Origin of the sequence: Exiguobacterium sp. s91, assembly GCF_018618915.1 — a bacterium.
GTDB lineage: Bacteria > Bacillota > Bacilli > Exiguobacteriales > Exiguobacteriaceae > Exiguobacterium_A > Exiguobacterium_A abrahamii.
In genome coordinates this window covers 187,095-204,696 of record NZ_JACSMZ010000001.1, presented here as the reverse complement: position 1 = coordinate 204,696, position 17,602 = coordinate 187,095, and the positions used below count along the sequence as shown (strand labels likewise).

At 47.9% G+C, this 17,602-nt stretch carries 17 protein-coding genes; 4 read left to right on the top strand and 13 right to left on the bottom strand.

The genetic code is table 11. The features are described from left to right. Positions 1-37: 37 nt before the first annotated feature. Entirely contained in the window at positions 38-1,477 is a 1,440-nt protein-coding gene (locus KNQ06_RS01020; protein WP_215147117.1) for an ankyrin repeat domain-containing protein, read from the bottom strand. A 384-nt stretch (positions 1,478-1,861) separates the two neighbouring features. On the opposite strand from KNQ06_RS01020, the gene KNQ06_RS01015 reads away from it, so the two are divergent. Continuing rightward, positions 1,862-2,056: a hypothetical protein gene (locus KNQ06_RS01015; RefSeq protein WP_133207773.1), complete on the top strand. Its 195-nt coding sequence runs from the start codon at positions 1,862-1,864 to the stop codon at positions 2,054-2,056. Between the two features lie 53 nt (positions 2,057-2,109). Here the strand turns inward: KNQ06_RS01015 and KNQ06_RS01010 are convergent, their stop codons facing one another. The 3 genes from KNQ06_RS01010 to KNQ06_RS01000 all read right to left on the bottom strand — a co-directional run bounded on the left by KNQ06_RS01010 (position 2,110) and on the right by KNQ06_RS01000 (position 5,560). Beyond that, a complete protein-coding gene (locus tag KNQ06_RS01010; RefSeq protein WP_215147115.1) occupies positions 2,110-2,622 on the bottom strand; it encodes a VanZ family protein in 513 nt (170 codons plus the stop codon). A 157-nt stretch (positions 2,623-2,779) separates the two neighbouring features. Then, on the bottom strand, positions 2,780-3,799 hold the full coding sequence (gene desA, locus KNQ06_RS01005) for a Delta(5) desaturase DesA (RefSeq protein WP_029342653.1): 1,020 nt from the start codon (positions 3,797-3,799) through the stop codon (positions 2,780-2,782). A 234-nt stretch (positions 3,800-4,033) separates the two neighbouring features. Beyond that, positions 4,034-5,560: an FAD-dependent oxidoreductase gene (locus KNQ06_RS01000; RefSeq protein ID WP_215147113.1), complete on the bottom strand. Its 1,527-nt coding sequence runs from the start codon at positions 5,558-5,560 to the stop codon at positions 4,034-4,036. 204 nt (positions 5,561-5,764) lie between these two features. On the opposite strand from KNQ06_RS01000, the gene KNQ06_RS00995 reads away from it, so the two are divergent. Beyond that, complete coding sequence (locus tag KNQ06_RS00995; protein WP_064299305.1) at positions 5,765-6,211, top strand: hypothetical protein; 447 nt, start codon at positions 5,765-5,767, stop codon at positions 6,209-6,211. 42 nt (positions 6,212-6,253) lie between these two features. Here KNQ06_RS00995 and uhpT read toward each other — a convergent pair whose 3' ends face one another. The 7 genes from uhpT to KNQ06_RS00960 form a co-directional block, all read right to left on the bottom strand. After that, positions 6,254-7,663: a hexose-6-phosphate:phosphate antiporter gene (gene uhpT / locus KNQ06_RS00990; RefSeq protein ID WP_023469436.1), complete on the bottom strand. Its 1,410-nt coding sequence runs from the start codon at positions 7,661-7,663 to the stop codon at positions 6,254-6,256. A 35-nt stretch (positions 7,664-7,698) separates the two neighbouring features. Then, on the bottom strand, positions 7,699-8,688 hold the full coding sequence (locus tag KNQ06_RS00985) for an ABC transporter substrate-binding protein (protein ID WP_215147111.1): 990 nt from the start codon (positions 8,686-8,688) through the stop codon (positions 7,699-7,701). Beyond that, the gene (locus KNQ06_RS00980; RefSeq protein WP_215147109.1) at positions 8,685-9,461 is read right to left on the bottom strand and encodes a DUF3919 family protein; all 777 of its coding nucleotides are present in this window, start codon (positions 9,459-9,461) and stop codon (positions 8,685-8,687) included. The genes KNQ06_RS00985 and KNQ06_RS00980 overlap by 4 nt, the downstream gene beginning before the upstream one ends. 95 nt (positions 9,462-9,556) lie before the next feature. After that, positions 9,557-10,942 carry a sensor histidine kinase gene (locus KNQ06_RS00975; RefSeq protein ID WP_215147107.1) on the bottom strand — a complete coding sequence of 462 codons (1,386 nt, stop codon included), beginning with the start codon at positions 10,940-10,942 and terminating at the stop codon, positions 9,557-9,559. Beyond that, complete coding sequence (locus KNQ06_RS00970) at positions 10,939-11,610, bottom strand: response regulator transcription factor (RefSeq protein WP_215147105.1); 672 nt, start codon at positions 11,608-11,610, stop codon at positions 10,939-10,941. Before KNQ06_RS00970 ends, KNQ06_RS00975 begins: the two co-directional genes overlap by 4 nt. A 122-nt stretch (positions 11,611-11,732) precedes the next feature. Next, positions 11,733-12,638, bottom strand: coding sequence for a hypothetical protein (locus KNQ06_RS00965; RefSeq protein WP_215147103.1), 906 nt, complete (start codon positions 12,636-12,638; stop codon positions 11,733-11,735). Between the two features lie 18 nt (positions 12,639-12,656). Next, a complete protein-coding gene (locus KNQ06_RS00960; protein ID WP_215147101.1) occupies positions 12,657-13,880 on the bottom strand; it encodes a J domain-containing protein in 1,224 nt (407 codons plus the stop codon). Between the two features lie 87 nt (positions 13,881-13,967). Between KNQ06_RS00960 and KNQ06_RS00955 the strand changes: the two genes are divergently transcribed. Together KNQ06_RS00955 and KNQ06_RS00950 are read left to right on the top strand one after the other, a co-directional pair. Then, positions 13,968-14,723 (top strand): hypothetical protein, encoded by a 756-nt coding sequence (locus KNQ06_RS00955; protein ID WP_215147100.1) that lies wholly within the window; start codon positions 13,968-13,970, stop codon positions 14,721-14,723. After that, positions 14,720-15,403, top strand: coding sequence for a hypothetical protein (locus KNQ06_RS00950; protein WP_215147099.1), 684 nt, complete (start codon positions 14,720-14,722; stop codon positions 15,401-15,403). Before KNQ06_RS00955 ends, KNQ06_RS00950 begins: the two co-directional genes overlap by 4 nt. A gap of 44 nt (positions 15,404-15,447) precedes the next feature. Here KNQ06_RS00950 and KNQ06_RS00945 read toward each other — a convergent pair whose 3' ends face one another. Beyond that, positions 15,448-17,178 carry a zinc ribbon domain-containing protein gene (locus tag KNQ06_RS00945; protein WP_215147098.1) on the bottom strand — a complete coding sequence of 577 codons (1,731 nt, stop codon included), beginning with the start codon at positions 17,176-17,178 and terminating at the stop codon, positions 15,448-15,450. Further along, positions 17,175-17,597, bottom strand: a complete 423-nt coding sequence (locus KNQ06_RS00940; RefSeq protein ID WP_214807832.1) for a zinc ribbon domain-containing protein — start codon at positions 17,595-17,597, stop codon at positions 17,175-17,177. Before KNQ06_RS00940 ends, KNQ06_RS00945 begins: the two co-directional genes overlap by 4 nt. Between the last annotated feature and the right edge of the window lie 5 nt (positions 17,598-17,602).

The window sequence follows — 17,602 nt, the reverse complement described above, 5'->3', positions numbered from 1 at the left end:
CTTCTCGATTCGTTCGAGAACGCCTGCGGTTGTTATGTTATAGTGTCTGCGCTGAGTTTTGCTTCAACAGCTCAATGATTTCATCGAGTTCATACTCTTGTGCCAACATAAGTGGCGTAAAGCCATCCGCGTTTTTGATTGACGGATCCGCACCATGCTCGAGTAAGAGCTTGACGGTTTCTTTCCCTTCCCCTTCAACAGCATGATGAAGAGGCGTGAACTTGTCGGCATCTTGTTGATTGACCTTTTCGCCTCGCTTCAAGTACAGGTCGACGAGTTCATCGTTGTTACTGAAGACTGCCGTAATGAACGGTCGCTCGCCGAACTCATTGACAGCATCGACATCACTGCCTGCTGCAAGCAATTCCTTAAAGACCGATTCGAGTCCCGTGCTGGATTTACGATATCCGAGGTAATGCAACGCCGTATCGCCATCGGCATCGACTGCCTTCATATCACTTTCCGGAATCAGTCGATGTATGTCTTCGAGCTTCCCTTTTTGAATCGCTGCCATCAACTCTGTCTCGTTGAGATCCTGACCATTCGTCTTCGTCGTGGCGTTCTCGTCACTCGTTTCTTTTTTTGCCTCAATCGCCCCTTCGTCTAACAGCATACCTGCAGTCGTGCTGACAAGGAATATTGCCATTAGAATGCTACCTGCGACGACGAAGCCTTGACCATATCGAAAGAGTGGGCGCGGACGTTCGATTGGCTCACCCGTTAAGTGCAACCGTTCGAGTAAAGAAAGTTCGGTTCGTAACGCTTCATACAATAAGATGGAAAACGTCCGTAGCTGCCGTTTCTCCTCGATATAGACCTCTGTATCTGTCGTTGCTAGGAGCGTTGGTCCGAGCACATCCTCGAACATGGCTTGTCGCGCGTACGCTGTTGAAATAAGTGGTAGGACCATCTGATGACGGGTCCGAGTACATGCCCGCATGTAAGCCGGACGTAAAAACGGAATCCAGCTGCCAATCCATAGTAAGATTTGCTTTTCCTGATGGTTCCGTTTGATCCGTGCCAGTTCAAGCAGTAACCGAAAACGACGTGTTTCTGTCAATTCCAGATATGACGTCGGTAGGACGATCAAATATTTTTGGAATAGACCAATGACGTGCGGTCGTTTCACGTCATCTTGGAAATAGATTTCTGGCATCCGCCATAGTTGCAACTGTTCCGTATGTATACGGACTTGCTCGAACAACTCTGGGAACTGCTCGGCACTCAAGCGAACCCCTTCACTTCGAATCCGTGACACCCGTTGCCACTGGCGTAACCAAAGTAGTAACAATAGGATCACTAGCGCAAACATGGCATAAATACCGCTCTCGCCGGTTTCAAACACTAACCCAATGATGCCACCCACTGTCAAAATGGCGATGCCTAACAACAAACTAAAGTAGACGGTTTCTTTGCGGGTCACCGCTTGCCTGATCCGGTGCGCGGGATCGATTCGTTCATGCATCTCCTGCTCCATGTGTCATCTCCCTCATCTGTCACGTAATTCATCGTTTTCTCTTCCTTCTTATCTTAACGGTTATTCCATTGAAGTTCCAAGGGAATCCTTTCCTGACATACCAAAAGACTATTCAGATAACTTATATTTTCGTCAATCTTTTGATAACGCAATATTTTTTCCTGAATATTCATTATATATGTAATAAAATTTCATATATTCTATTTTAGAGCGGTTTTTGTTGATTTTTCAGCATTTATACGCAATTCACACAATAAAACAACCTGCCATTTGGACCACTAACATTTTATTAACAGGTAGGACAAAAGTCGCTTTTTTAGATTGCAGAAAAATTTGTAATACCATATAATAACTAACAGAAAGAAGAATATGGGAGTGGTTTTCTTGGGTTTATTTAATTTAATAAAAAAGGACTATACCGTCCAGTATCAAGTATTACGCGGTGATGAGATCGTTGATACGGATCGACTCAACATCCGGGCAGGCGATCACACGGCAGCACGAAAGAAAGCAGACAACATGTTAAGAAAAGAATTCGGACGTACTCAGTATAAGATTGAATGGGTACAACGGTTCTAATCGCTAAAATAACCCATCGCCTCAGTCATGATGATTGAGACGATGGGTTATTTTCATGCATGCTGTTGTTCTTGCTCCCGTACGATTCGATCAGCTTTTAAGTAAAGACGAATCGCTGTGTACAATACGATGCCAATCAATGCACCACTTCCATCGATCAATACATCACCGACGAGTGGGGTTCGTCCACCCGTCAATTGCTGATGGAACTCATCCATGACACCAATCGTCATCGCTGCCGTAAAGGCAAAGAAGGCAGCTGGTAATGCTGTGTATCCTCGTCCACGTAAGAAATGTACGATGCTGATTCCAAGAATGAAGAACAATCCAGCGTGCATCCCCTTTCGAATGAAAAACTCAAGGAACGCTGCAGGTCCAAGCGACGCGACACTGATCGGAACTTCGTAATGGAACGACACGAAGGAAAATGCATACACCCAGTCGAGTGGAATATGCTGCGTCAAAAACGGAATCAAGGATTGTTGCTGGTACGTCATCGAACTGAAGACGAATAAGGAAAGTAAGATGGCTCCTCCTATATAAACGGAAATGGGTATCCGGCGCATCCTGCACTCTCCTTTCTATTAATACATCCTATCATGGATGCTCATCGTGAACATACGCCAAAAGGCGGACTTATCTTACTCTCATTACCTGTTGATTCCCTCTTTTGCTTCAAACACAACAAAAAACACCCCGTCCTAGTGGACGAGGTGCAGTTCCTTACAACGATGACGTCTTTGGTTCGCGTAAGAGGTGTTTGATGTCATGGAACGTCACAAACGTTCTGTTCTTCGCATCGTATAGTTTATAGCGAAGCGACTTCAGACTCGAGAATAAACCAATCTTCGTCGCCTTCTGAAGCGGTGGCGTCGAGACGTGTGCTTTTTCGAGATGATAGTTCGGAACACGTGGGCTGAGATGGTGGACGTGGTGGAAGCCGATGTTTCCTGTCACCCATTGCAAGACCTTCGGCAACTCGTAATACGAACTACCTTCGATTGCCGCCTTGACGTAATCCCATTCACTTTCATCCTCGAAGTACGAGTCTTCGAACGTGTGTTGAACGTAGAATAACCAGATTCCAAGGACGCCTGCTGTGAACATCGTCGTTCCTTGGATGATCAAGAAGGCTTGCCAGCCGATGAAGTAAATCAGGATACCGTACAGGACTATAAGCGACGCATTGATGACATGTGTGTTGACTCGTTCTTTTTTGCGAGCATCCTTCCGGTTGAAGCGGCTCGAGACGAGAATCAATAAGAGCGGTCCAAGACCAAACATGACGAGTGGATTCCGGTACAGACGATACTTGAGACGTGTGAAGCGTGACGCTTCGATGTACTCCTCAATTGTCATGACCCAGATGTCACCGACACCACGCTTATCGAGATTTCCACTTGATGCGTGGTGAATCGAATGCTCTCGCTTCCATTTCTCATACGGGAATAACGTCAAAATCCCGGTGATCGTACCGACGATAGCATTCGCCTTCTTATTCTTGAAGAATGAACCGTGCGTACAGTCATGGAAGATGATGAACATCCGGACGACGAATCCAGCGGCGAGGATCGCCAAAGGAATCGCGAGAAACACAGATAGCTTCAGGGCCTGATATGCCAGAAACCATAGGACGAGAAATGGCAGGATCGTGTTGATCATCTGCCGGACGCTGGCTTTGATGTCTGCCTTTTCAAACGGCGACACATGTTTGCGCAGCTGGGCAATCTTTTCTTTACTCATAGTGGTGCTTCCTCCTCGGGTTGTTTCAGCGTTCACGACGCTAAGTAAAATGGTGAAACTAAATATGAAACCAGTGAGCGATGGTCGTGACGGTGCCTCTACAACACGATTCAAAAGCGGCACTCTAATTGTTTAGCGCTAAAATATTTTTGTTACCAGGTAATTATAGCACATATTATAAATCGACTTCGGATTATTTTTAAAATAAAAAAAAGCAGAGACAAGTGCCTCTGCTTAATCGACTGATTTGAGTGGGTTGACGGCTGGTCCTTCTAGTACTTCTCCTGTCGGACCAAATCGTGAACCATGACACGGACAATCCCATGACCGTTCTGCTTTATTCCATTTCGTATCGCACCCCATATGGGTACAGGTCGTCGAGACGAGATGAAGGTTCCCTTCCGAATCCCGGTATCCACCGACCGTCTTGCCGTGATGGGTGACGAGTCCCCCTTCATCCGGCTGTAACTCGTCAGCACGACGACGTGCTTTCGTCAGCTTCCCTTTGACGAGCTCGATGGCGACGTCCGCGTTGTTCTTGACGAACTGCGTTGCGTCCTTCGTCTTTAGCTTCGAACGGTTTGGGTCAAACAAATGACGATAACGGTTAGCTGTTCCCGTCAATAAATCGCTCAGCAACAATCCGGCTGCGATACCGTTCGTCATCCCCCACTTCGCAAAGCCGGTCGCAACAAATACGTTCGGATCATCCGCCGTCATCTGTCCGATATAGGGAATCTTATCGAGCGTGATCAAGTCTTGCGCTGACCAAAACTGCTCGAACGCCTCGACATGAAACTCACTTCTCGCAAAGTCAGCAAGGTGCTCATAGCGTTGCATCGTCTCCGTCTCGTGACCGGACAAATGATTCTCACCACCGAACAGACCAAGCAGACGACCATCTTCTGTTCGCGTGTGACGCAGAGAACGACTCGGTTGATCGGCACTCATGAACATACCGTCCGGAAACGTCTCATCGACCTGACCCGACACGATATACGAGCGATGGACTTCGAGTTTTGAGAAGTATAATCCCTTGAAGTCATGAAACGGAAAATGGGTCGCGATGACGACCTTCTTCGCCTCGATCTGGTGACCGTTCTCAAGGATGACAGTTGGCGTTCGATTTGATTCGAGCGATACGGCACGTGTCTGTTCATACACTTTCCCACCTTGGTGGACGATTTGTTGCGCGAGGCCTTGAAGATATTTCACAGGATGGAACTGCGCTTGATCGCGCAGGACGACAGCTCGTTTAACATCGTACGGCAACTTACTTCGGACTTCTTCCGTCGCCTCGCCACCGTTTAATCTCAATCTTTCATAGGCACGGACTTCCCGTTCCATCGCTTGCTCTTTTGATGTTGCCGCGTAGAGATAAGCGTCTTGCGTTTCGAGTTCGCAGGCAATGTCGAGTCGTTCCACTTGATGACGTAAAAACGTGATCGCTTCTTCATTCGCTTCATAATACAGTCGCGCTGACTCCTCACCAACGGTTTGGATTAGCGTGTCGTAGATCAAACCGTGCTGTGAGGAAACTTTAGCCGTCGTATAACCCGTCGTACCGGCAGCAACGTCACCTGCTTCAATCACAGCGACATCATATCCCCGTTCCGTCAATTGCATGGCCGTGACGAGTCCAGCAATCCCAGCCCCAATGACGACGACATCATGCTTAGCATCTTGATTGAGAGCGGGATGTGAAGTAGCAGGTGCGCTTTGTTTCCAATAAGACGATGGAAATCCAAATAAGTAAGGCATTAAAAAACTCCTTTCGAAAAAATACGACAGATCGACATGGTTAATCGTTCCCTGAACGATACAAAAACATGCGGAAATCGTATTGTTTTAAAAAGAAGCTCTAATTCAAAGGAATTAATTTACTTTAATAAAAAATAATATGGAATAATTAGGTTTATCATTGTTTATACTACAGTTAACAAGCATAAGAGAGGAGTTTACTTCATGAAACTGGGGCGCCATATAATTGAGACCTTTCGTCGTTTTACGCTTGCAGCAAGTATTGATGAATACGACCTTGCCAGTGTGCTGACAAAGGAAATTCCAGAGCTGACAGATATCTGCGTCACGATTCGACCGACACACCTTCACCTTCAAGCCGCCGTACCGTTGACACGTTATGGTCTAGAGCGTGACTTACCGGTCGAATTGACGCTCCAATTGCGGGCAGTCGATAAACGCACCATCACGTTCGAAGTCTTTGATGTCTGTCCTCATGATACCGAATCCTTTAATGAAACCTATCTCATTCGTCCACCTTATCTGCGTTATGCAAATCGACTCCTGACCGTCGATCTTTCCTTCTATTTTCCTTTCCGTCATGCCCGTTACCGCTCGATTCGTCACGTTAAACTGGAAGAAGGTTTTCTGCTTGCTTATTTATCTCATTAATAGAGCACCCTCTCCTACATTAGGCGAGGGTGCTCATGTTTGTCACGAACTCAACTTATCCGCTTGACGCTCCAGCAGTCCGAGGCGACGAATCTTTTTCTCCTCGACGACGGCGACGATCGCGAGGGCGATCAAACCGAACAGTAACGCCGCATTGAAGATGACAAACGTGTCGCTCCAGCCGTGTAACGTAACCGAACCAATCGTTAGACCGTTCGTCTCCGGGTCAGCGATTTTCGCTAGACCGACTTTTGCGATTGAATCACCGAACAAGTAACCGAACGTACCGACCATCCCGTTCGTGACCGTTGTCGCTTGTTTTGGTGCGAAGCTGATGACCGAGACACCGATCAAGAGCTGTGGTCCGTAGATAAGCGCACCGAGTGCAAATAGTGACGCGTAAATCATAAGTTCACTCGTACCGTAACGATAACCGAGGACCGCGACGGCCGTCAGTAAAAGACAGATCGCTGCGACGAGCGCCCGGCGTCCTTTCAGTAAATCGGACACGTAACCCCAAATCATACTGCCGCATAAGGCGCCGATCTCAAAGAAGAAGATCGTATTGACGGCACTCTCCGTGCTGAAGTGCAAGTGTTCCGTGACATAGAGCGGCGCCCAGTTATCAATCCCGATTCGGACGATGTAAACGAAGACGTTCGCGATACAGAGCGTCCAGATCCAGGGGTTCGAGATGACGTACGTTTTGAAGATTTGCCATTTTGTCATACTTTCAGCAGCGATATTTTCCGGTTCAATCGGTTCTTCGAAGATTTCTTCACTTCGATTCCACCCGAGTTCCTCCGGATCATCCTTCCCGATGAACAGACCGACGATTCCGATGACGAGCGCGATCGCAGCTGGGAAGATGAACATCCCGACGACACTTCCGTTGAAGAAGACGTTCGCTCCCCACAGTGCGAGACCACCGGCAATCGCTCCACCGATGTTGTGCGAGACGTTCCAGAAGCCGAGGTAGCGCCCACGTTTTTCAAACGGTGTCCAGCGAGCGATCGTCGAATACGACGATGGTCCCCCGACCGATTGGAAGAACCCACTGAGTCCCCATAAAACCATCAAGAGACCGACCGGACTTCCGCCGGCACTCATCAAGAGTCCCATCGCGGTGACGATTAAGGACGAGAGAATCAATAAGAACGAGATGACGCGTTTCGTATTTTTTCCGTCAACGAAGTAGCCGAGCAATGTTTTCCCGATTCCGTATGTAATCGAGAAGGCGAAGCCGATATAACCAAGTTCCGTCGTCGTAAAGCCCAGTTCCTCTTTCAAGAGCGGTTGCGCTGCCTTAAAGTTGTTTCGGATGAGATACATCGCCATATATGAGAAGAAGACGACTAAGAATGCCTTTAAGAATTGCTGTAACCATTGTTTCCGTTGTACTTCGATTGGTATGCCGGCATTCGGCAATTTTTTGATGCTGAAGAAGCCCATCTTCCATTTCCCCTATCTGAATCAGAGTCTTCGCATCATTTGTCCTGGAGCTGATTGAATCGACGAAGATAGTCGCGGTAATCGGCGACAATGTCCTGCCCGACGTTCTGCTGGATCGGTTGTGTCTTCGCGATCGCATAGGTCGGCGTACCGAACGAGACTTTCCGCAGGATCGCCTGACCGTCTGCTGAGAGTACGAAACGCATGAAGGCGTTCGCCTGCTTTTGTTGCGTCCGTCCTTTCAGCTTTGAAATCGCGTTGATCGAGTACGTATCGAGTGGAATGCTTTTGACCGGATAATACTTTTCACGCAGCGATTGTTGATCCCCGATGAAATTGACCCCAAGCATCGCTTCCCCACTGGCGACATACGACGTCGGTGCAAAGCCGTTCGCCGTGAATAGTCGTGTTCGCTCGATGAGCTGGCGTAAGACATCTTCCGCCTTCGTTCCGTATCCGTCAAAGACCGCTTGCAGGATCGTCGCACCGGTACCAGAATGATTCGGATCCGGCAAAATCAACGCGTTCTGATATCGCTTCGCCGTCAAGTCAGCGAGCGTTTTCGGATAAGTTGCTGTCCCGAACCGCTCGTTCCAAACGTCTGTATTGATGACGATTGCTAAGCGTTCGACTTCATAGCCGATCCAGTAGCGGTCCGGATCTTGTAGTTCCGCTTGATCCATGTCGCTCGGGAACGGTGTCGACAACCCGCGTTGCTTGAGCGTCTGGTGAGCATCCCACGTTCCGCCGATGATGACGTCGGCACGCGGATGATCCGCTTCCTTCGTCACACGCCGGACGAGTTCTTCCGTCGACAGGCGCACGAACTCATACGTACAACCCGCCTGCTCACAATATGACGACAGCAAGGCGCGACCGATATCCTCTTTCGCAGAGACATACGCCGTCAAATGCGGAACGGTTTCCCGTGCGGCTGTCCCCTGCTTCGTCTGTTCATTGTTGCGGACAATCCAAATGCTCATGAGACAAATGATACTCAGCAAGAAGAGCATTCCTTTTCTCATCGATCTGCCTCCTTCCCGGTCGGCAGGAGTTGTCCTTTTAAATAGAAGGTGTTTCCATTGTCATCATCCATGTACTGGACGCTGAACAATGTCTCATACACAGTAATATTCATTAAGTTGGCACGCGTATTCTGCTCATTCTTGAACCGCTGGAGCTTGAGAATGCGCGGCTGCCGCTGACTCGCATCGAGTGCTTGACCGACTTCTTCATAGTCCGTCATCGGCTCCGCTTGCGTCAGGCGACGCTTGACGTCTTCTCGCTCACGTGCAGTCAAAGAACGAGACCGTCCTGCTGCATAAACGGTTACGACTTCCCCCTCAGCGAACTGACGCGCGAGCTGTTCTGGTTCGTGATAGGCATTCAAGAAGCGTGCTTTTAATGTCGTCGTCTGAGTGCTAGGACGTTGTGCGACACATTTTCCATTAAGCGTCATACTTTCTCCGAGCGAGAACGTCCATGTCGTTCCGTTCAAGAAACGGAGCGTTCCGGTAAACGTCGCCGTACCCGCCGGGCAAGTCCCGTTTGTCACCGTCTTCATTTGCTTCAATAGCGTCGTGATGCGCTGGACTTCCGTTCCGTCTTCTACCGTCTGCTCCCCCCATGCCCGGTGACGTAACGTCAACTCGGTCGGGAGCGAGTCATCGGAAGCATTCAGTCGTTTCGGTCCATCAAGGACGTGTAAGCGTCCGAAGACCGTCTGCTGAAGCAAAAGAAGACCGAGGGCAAACAAGATGCCCATCAGGAAGAGATAAGCGATAGTCGATGCTTTCATGATTCCTCTCCTTGCTTGATTCTTAGATTACGGGGCAATTGTTTCGTAAATCCGGTCGAATTGTTTCGTAAATGCATCATTTGTAAGCGATTACATTAAGTCTGATTCGCTAATCGGAAAGTTAATGTGATACGTGTGCCGCTTACATCACTTTCAAGTGCAAAATCGCCACCTTGTTCCTGCATCAGACGTCGGCATAGCGGTAGACCGAGTCCATTCCCACTCGCCGTCGTCAGACTATGCTGCTCCTTTTCCCATTCGGCAAGCACTGCTGGATCAACACCGATCCCATCATCCGTCATGATGAGTCGGAGGGTCGTATCCGTACTGACGCTCGAAAACGTCACCGTCATCGCGTCACTGTATTTGACGGCATTCTCGAGAAGATTCAACAAGACTTGTTTCGTCTGATCAGGTTGCCCAAGCACGTAGATCGGTGGAACATCTTGTTTAACTTGAATCCCTTGTCCTTCAAGACGCAATTGCATGATGAATAAGGCGTCGGCAAGCAAGGCGTCGAGCGCGAACATCGTCGACGTCATGTGACGTTCGTTGCGCTGTTGTTTCGCCTGTTCGAGATTATGCGAGACGAGTCGTAACAAGCGCTGACTCTCGACTTCGATGTAGTGATAACAGTGCGCCGCTTCCTCCGGTGGCAGCTTGGGGATTAATTCGACATAGCCCATGATCGCCGTCATCGGTGTCCGGAGCTCATGAGTGATGTGATCAATGAACGTCTGTTGGTCGCTTCGTTGTTGTTCGAGTTGTCCAATGTTGTGCTGAATTGCGTCAGCAAGCGTCGAGAAGTCCGCTGCCAGTCGGTTCAATTCCTCATATGGATACGCCGGTAGCGCATGCGCATAGTGTCCTTTCGTCAAGGCGTGCGAGACACTCCGTAAATCATCGATCGGTCCGATTAACGTCTTTGCCATCCGACGCGCTGTCCAAACAGCAATTACGATCAAGATCAGAAAGACGCCCGTGAAGACATAGGTGAATTGCCGTAGCAGTTCGGCTTCCGTCCGCAGATCAACAAGAAAACGGACCGAGCCGATGACGTCCGTTTTGCCATACAGCGGACTCGAGAAGAACAGCACGGGAACATCGGTTTCTTTCAGAAAGAGATAACTCGACTTCCCTTTTAACGCTTGATCGATGTCTCCCGCGAGGAGCGGCAATTGATCCCGTTCCGAATCAGCGAGTAGTTCTGCATTTGGTCCAAACAGCTGGACGCGCGCATCGAAGCGGTCCGCGAGATAGGAAGCGATCGGGACTGCCGTATCGGCGAGCGAGTCCGTCTCTTCACTTGCGAGGTAGTTCATCGTGTAGAGCTCCGCTTCCCGACTCAATTTTTGGACGGACTCGACGGCGTTCTCGTATAGGTTCGATTGGATGAAGGCATAGAGAATCAAGAAGAGGACGAGCAATGCCGGAACGAGGAGCAAGACGAAGTTTTCCGTGATGACTTGGCGTAGCTTCATGCGTCGGTCCACTTGTAGCCAACACCGTAAATCGTCTTGATCCGTTCGCCTTGTGCTCCGAGTTTTTTCCGTAAGCGCTGGACCATGATATCGACGGCGCGGGTCTGACCGGAGAAGTCAAAGCCCCAGACTTGGTCGAGCAGTTCATCTCGCTCAAAGACCCGTTTCGGATGCGTCAGGAAAAGTGCGAGCAATGCATACTCCCGGTACGTCAGTGGCAATGGTTGACCGTCGAGCCGAATGACCCGTTCTTCGGGATCAACAGATAAGAATGGATCACTTGCGACAGGTACTGGTGGCGCGACCGTCTTCGTGCGTTTCAATAGATTTTTGACACGCAAGACAAGCTCCGTTCCGTTAAACGGCTTCGTCATATAGTCATCCGCTCCGAGCTGCAGACCGATGATTTTATCGTTCATCTGATCACGTGCGGTCAGCATCAAGATCGGTAAGTCAGGCGTCGTCTGTCGCAGTTTTGGAATCAAATCGAAACCGGTCGTATCCGGTAGCATCAAATCGAGGACGATCAAATCAAAGGTCTGTGTTGCCTGCAAGGCGAGTGCTGCTGCTCCATCGGCTGCAGTCTCGACCGTCTGACCATCAAGCTCGAGTTGCAGTTTGACGAGATGCCGGATGCTCGCCTCATCATCGATGACAAGAATATGCATAGGAATTCCTTCTTTCTAGGCAGGTTTTTCTGTCCCCTAGCGTATCATGAAATCGTTTGCAATCACACCAGCAGGACAAATGAAAAAGCCAGTTCCTAAAATAATCAGGAACTGGCTTTTAATTATTTCACCGTAAATTTCACCGTGACAGAGTTGTCATATGCGTCTGGTTCGAACATCCATTTTTCGACACCTGTCTTCACCGCTTTAAATCCGTACCCATCAAGTTGTAACTTCCCTTCTCCTGATGAGAGTGCACGGTAGACATATGGATTCGTATCCTTCGTCGACTTACGAACGATTCCAAAACGTTGTCCTTTTTTGAGTGTCATCGACTTGCTGCTCGTCAGATGTGTACGGCCACCATAATAATCGAGCGTCATGTATTTCGATACTTTCCCAGCGACCGTCCGATCATCCGCTCCCGTACCGACACGATACTTTAATGTCTTCCCTTTGTAGGAGTAAACATCATGGACAATTGTCATCGAACCAAGATAGAGTTTTTTGTCTTTAATCAACGCGCGACCGAACGGATACGCTTCTTTTGCTTCAAACATTTTTTTGATTACCTTACCATCCGTTGATCCGATAAGAATCGGAGTTACATAACCACCACTCCCACCAGCGGGTCCGATGACGAGTTGTTCTTTTTTCGTATCAAGGAGTTTTCCTTTCGCCCGAACATCATAGTAGTCCGTATCTCGATCCGTATACGTATAGATCGTCGTCCATTTTTTCTTCTTCGCATCATACTTCTGCGCTTTACCGATGACATCGTTCATATATGTCTTCGTGTTGAATCGTTCATACAGCGTAAACGTCTCAGGGTACTTGCCACCAAGTAGATAGACGGACCGAACATCGATTGGTTTATAACCACCAGATAGTTTACTTTTCTTTAACGCAGCGATTTGGCGATCAACGATTGATTTCTCTGTTTTACTGAGTGCTGCTACCGAGTCACTAGCTACTGGTAGTGTGCTGATGATGAGACCGAGTGCTGTTGCTACAACTACTTTTTTCATTTGAATTCCTCCTTATGATTAATACATCGTCGTATCGTTATGACTAAAGCTTTTCAGTTGTTCAGAATCAACGATGTACCATCGTTCATCATCTAAGTTGTACTTCAGGTAATATTTGAAGGGAACGTCATCTCCAGGATCACGCTCATCGAGTGAACCGTCATCTTCTTTGTAATAGTCACCTTCATAGTAGCAAATGGCTTCTACGGTCGCCGTCAAATCAGTTGCTATTTCACTGACATTAATTGATGAAGGTGAATATTCGACATCATCCAAGTATCCTTCCCAATAAACACCTTTCTTGTCCATGCTTGCGTAATAACTTTGTTGCTTACTTAAATAAGCAGAAGATGTGAACAACGTGAAAGCAGATGTATCCTTATCGATATATGCTTGCTCCCATTCTTTTGCATGTTGATATACGGTATTAACGATATCTTCTTTAACCGATTCTCGGACCTCCATGCCTCTGCCTGTCGCTGAATCTGAGAGCGACTTCCGTTGATCGACGAGCCAGTCTTGTCCCGATTTCACAAGATTTAGTTCCCAGACGATCGTGCTGCCATCCGGACGTTCGTGTAGATACGGCTGATAAGACCGTGATGAGTAGTCGACCTTTACTTTGACCGTCGCCTTATCTCCTTTAATCGTAATATCGTTTTGAGGAATATCGTTGACCGTCAGCTCACCGTCAAAGATATACCCCCCTGTGACGAGATCGTTCAAACTACTTTGGAAGTTTTGATTATAAGTGTTCGTACTGACGGACAGCCCTTTGACGCTCCGCTCCGTCAGAGCATCTTCGAGTTCTCGGAAAAAGAGCGTTGAAATATCCTGGATATTCTTATAATCCTGATCGGACACTTCCTTCGAATCTGACTTTTTCGTCGCTTCCATTGATTTCGATTCCGATTTTTCCTGACTCGTCTTCTCTTCTTCACCAATGACGAATGAAGCATCCTGCTTCTTTTGTTCGACCGCTTGAGGCGTCTCTTCCGGATTCAAAAAGAAATACGTCCCTCCGCCAGCAGCGAGTAAGAGGACAATTGCGCTAATCCCGACCGTTCGCTTATTGCGTTTGTTCTTTTGTTTCTTTTCGTACTTGATGACGACGTATGCTCGTTCGATTTCTGTCCGCTCCTCGGATTCCTCCGGATGTACTTCTAGCTTCTCAGCATACGCTCGCTCGAGCTCTTTCATCGATGAGGTCCGCGATATCCCCAATCGTTCATATGGATCCATGATTCCCTCTCCTTTTGTTCAAAAATTTGTTATTTTTTATCTTTATTTTACATTATAATAGCGAAGTTAAGAAAGGAGTGCTTTTTAATGTCACATTGTTCGAATTGTCGAACCCCGATGAATGACCAGATGATTTATTGTCCGGTCTGCGGTCAAAAAAATCGTTCATCGCAATCCCGTTCCGTCAAAAAATCCTGGTTCATCGGATTGGTGATCGTGATGCTTTGCATCGGTGGAGGTACGTTCGGTTATCTCAAATATCAAGCGGCACAACCATTATTTAAGACGAGTCAACTGACGCATGCAGCGGCTGACATCGATCAAGTCTTGCCGGAAGGTGCTTCAGCGACACAACTTAATCAACTAGCTGATGAGGACCTTGAGGATTACCTCATTTTTGATGCTGCCTCACCCGATTCCTTGTACGAATTCCTAAATAGTTATGCCCAGCGCCTCCCCTTGCTCAACAATGGAGAAGATGGTGGTTGGGATTATTATGACTCCACGATTGAGGATTATAGTTCCTATGCTGATCTATTCTACGGTGAAGACGATTTATCTGAAGATGAGCGAGATCGTTTCGGTGATCGACTGAAGGTGCCTGAAGAAGATCCATATAGTTACCTCACATTAAAGGATATGACCTTCGATCGTATGGAAGCCATCAGCGAAAGTGAATTCAGAGTCGAAACGACCGAGACATACGCTCGCGTTCATTTCAGTAATGATGAAGAAAAGAAACGACTTTATCGCGCCATCGTCGAATATGAGGTGACGTTCGATGACGATCGATACAGCATCACCTCTGTGAAACGAACCTTCAAGAAGGAGATGACATTATGATGCGACGCATATTGCCTTTTCTTTTGACAGCTCTCATACTAGGTGGCTGTAGTAACGACTCAGCGGATCTCTACTTGAAGCAAAGTGCTCAAAGCTCGCTCGCTGGAGACCTGTTCGAAGAACAACAATGGCGCGAAAAAGCTCGGACAGAAGGTGCGACAGACAAACGCCTGATCGCGCTGGCGCAACAACAAGAGGCGTTTCACGATTTGAAAGCTGCCTTGTTCATGAATCAGACGACGGACGCCCTTCGTCATGCGGAACGAGTTATGAATCAAACGTTCGGTGACAAAGCGCTCGCGAACGAAGCGGCTCGTTACCACCGCACCCTTGGTAAGGTCGAAAAAGCATTTCGTGACGTGGCGGGTACCTATACATACTCGACGAGTGATCAAGGCGAGTACGAGCAAGATTATAGCGATGCGACGATTGATGTCGTGACGCATCCGAATCGTGAGGCGACACTGACAATCCATGATGCTCGAGATTATGAAGGACAACCACTTGATGACTTTACATATAGTGGACGCTTTAATTCCGACAATAGCTTGATGCTTTACTTTTATGAGTCTTCTTTAGAAATCCAGTTTAATGACGACGGCGGTCTGACATTCCGCAATTCCGGCATTGAAAAAGATTCGACGGTCGACTTTGAACAGACGACCAAACAGTCCTTATGATAAAACGCTTGTCTTCGAAACCGGAGACAAGCGTTTTTTTGGAATCATCCTTTTGTATCTTTAAAGCGATTCAATCCGTATCCCACTAGTCCACCGAGGAACGGGAAGAGGAACAGCATGAACGCATTCCACCATGTCAAAGTAGAAACGACGACACCGGCTAGGACATCGTTATCCCATTGCAGTTCAAACCGCGTTTGTGTGAAGTACGCTAAAATAAGTCCACCAATCATGAAGACTCCAGCATAGATCGCGACATTCGGTAACGTCCGAATCCAGCGGAATCCGATTCCGACATGGATGACGAACATCAAAATAAGAGCAATCAAGCCGTACGGAGCAACACTTGAACTGAGCAATTGTTCTTCTTCAAACGAAGTGGAGGCATTCGCGATTTGCGCGAAGCGTGTCAAGAGTCCCACATCCACCGTCTCATCAAAACGCGTTACTTTCGGATCAAGTGTTGGATCTTCTCCGTTTTCAATCTGATTCCCGATGATTCCTTGAATCCGACTCAGATTCGAAGCTTCTCCCGCTTCTTCCACTGGTCGTTGCAGATCATTCAAACGGTCTTCGCCATATAAGGCAGCACCTAGACGGAAGTCTTCCGTCAAAACGGTCATCTTGAAATCGACTTGTCCCGCTTGTGACATCGCGTAAAGCGGAGAAGCACCACTCAAGAGAACGAGGCTTGCTGATTCCCCAAATTCGACTTCGTCCATTTCATCGAGCTCGTTTAGATAATACACTTGTCCAAATGACGTCAGTAGGACACCGAACAAATAAACGCTCATCAATGTTGTCGCAGCGACTCGTCCGACTTGCCAAGAACCGCTTAGATTCGTTTGACCGATGAATTGGAATAACAGAACACCAGCGAGTGCTAAAAGGAAAATTCGAAGCATTCCTGTGATCAGATGTAGATCGAAAATGCCGAAATCCGTCGCAAACAATCCGACAATCAATGTGATCACCGATAATGTCAGGGCAAAGACGACCGCACGTTCGATCCGTTCATTCCACGATGTCGCCTTGATTCCGATGACACCACCTCGTTCCAGTAACCAGGCACTACCGATTAATAAAATTAACCCTGGTAAAGACAGCAAGAAGTGTCCTGAGAAAATATGAAAATCAAGCTGATCGATTGCTTTTTGAATATCAGAGAACTGTTCCGCATCGTTGCCTACCACTTCTGTCAGAAAGCGTGATTTCAAGTCTTCACTTGATGTGAGATTTAGACCAGCAAGAGCGACGAAGGCAAGGAAGAAGAACATACCGAACGTACTAAAATCATCCCCCATGTTTTGTTGAACAGTCTTAATTCCTTCTAATGCCGGGTTATCACTGAGTAGACCAAGCATGACGAACAATAAAACGATGATTGCAGCAAAACAAATGACGGCAGCAATACTACCGATCGCAAGGCTCGGATTCCCAAGCGAGAAATCGAATCGTGATATAAATGCGCGTCCCCGCTCTTTCAACGGGAGATTCACGTTCCAATCCTGCGACTTCCACTTCTTACGAATGTCATCCATACCCGGAAGACGGTCTACAAGTGAGCCTTCTGATGTCGCAGCGACGAGGCGCGAATGCCCACAATTCGGACAGTACGACGCACGACCATCCATCTGTGTACCACACCCGACACAAAAATGCGCCGCTTGTTCGAAACGGATCGGACGGGCTTGCTTATCGAGTGACGTCCCGTCTACTTCGCAATACTGGGCGTGCGGAGCATGTGCTTGACCACAGGTCGAACAATACTTCATACGCGTTGCCCCATTTCTGATCCACAGCATGTACAAAAATGCTGATCATTACGTTGTGGCGTATGGCATGTCGTACAGGCGACTTTTGCTTGTTCGTTCTCGCGTGGAACGGACGTGCCACATTTCCCACAAAACTTCGCGCCTGGCTCAAGTGGCGTCCGGCATGACTTACATTGCTTTTGCGCAGCTTCGACTTCCATCTCATCAATCCGTGACAAGGCACCGAATACGAGTACTTCTTGTGCAAGAATATCCTCGATTTCTTGACGACGCCCTTCGCTCCGCAGCTTCATGTAATGACGCTCTCCGATTTCGTAAAGCAAGCGTCCTTTTTCACGTCGTGCTTGCTCCGCCTGCTCCTGTAATTCTTTTGCTGTCATCCCTTGAAAACGTGATTTGACTGATTGCCAATCCATCATCTGTG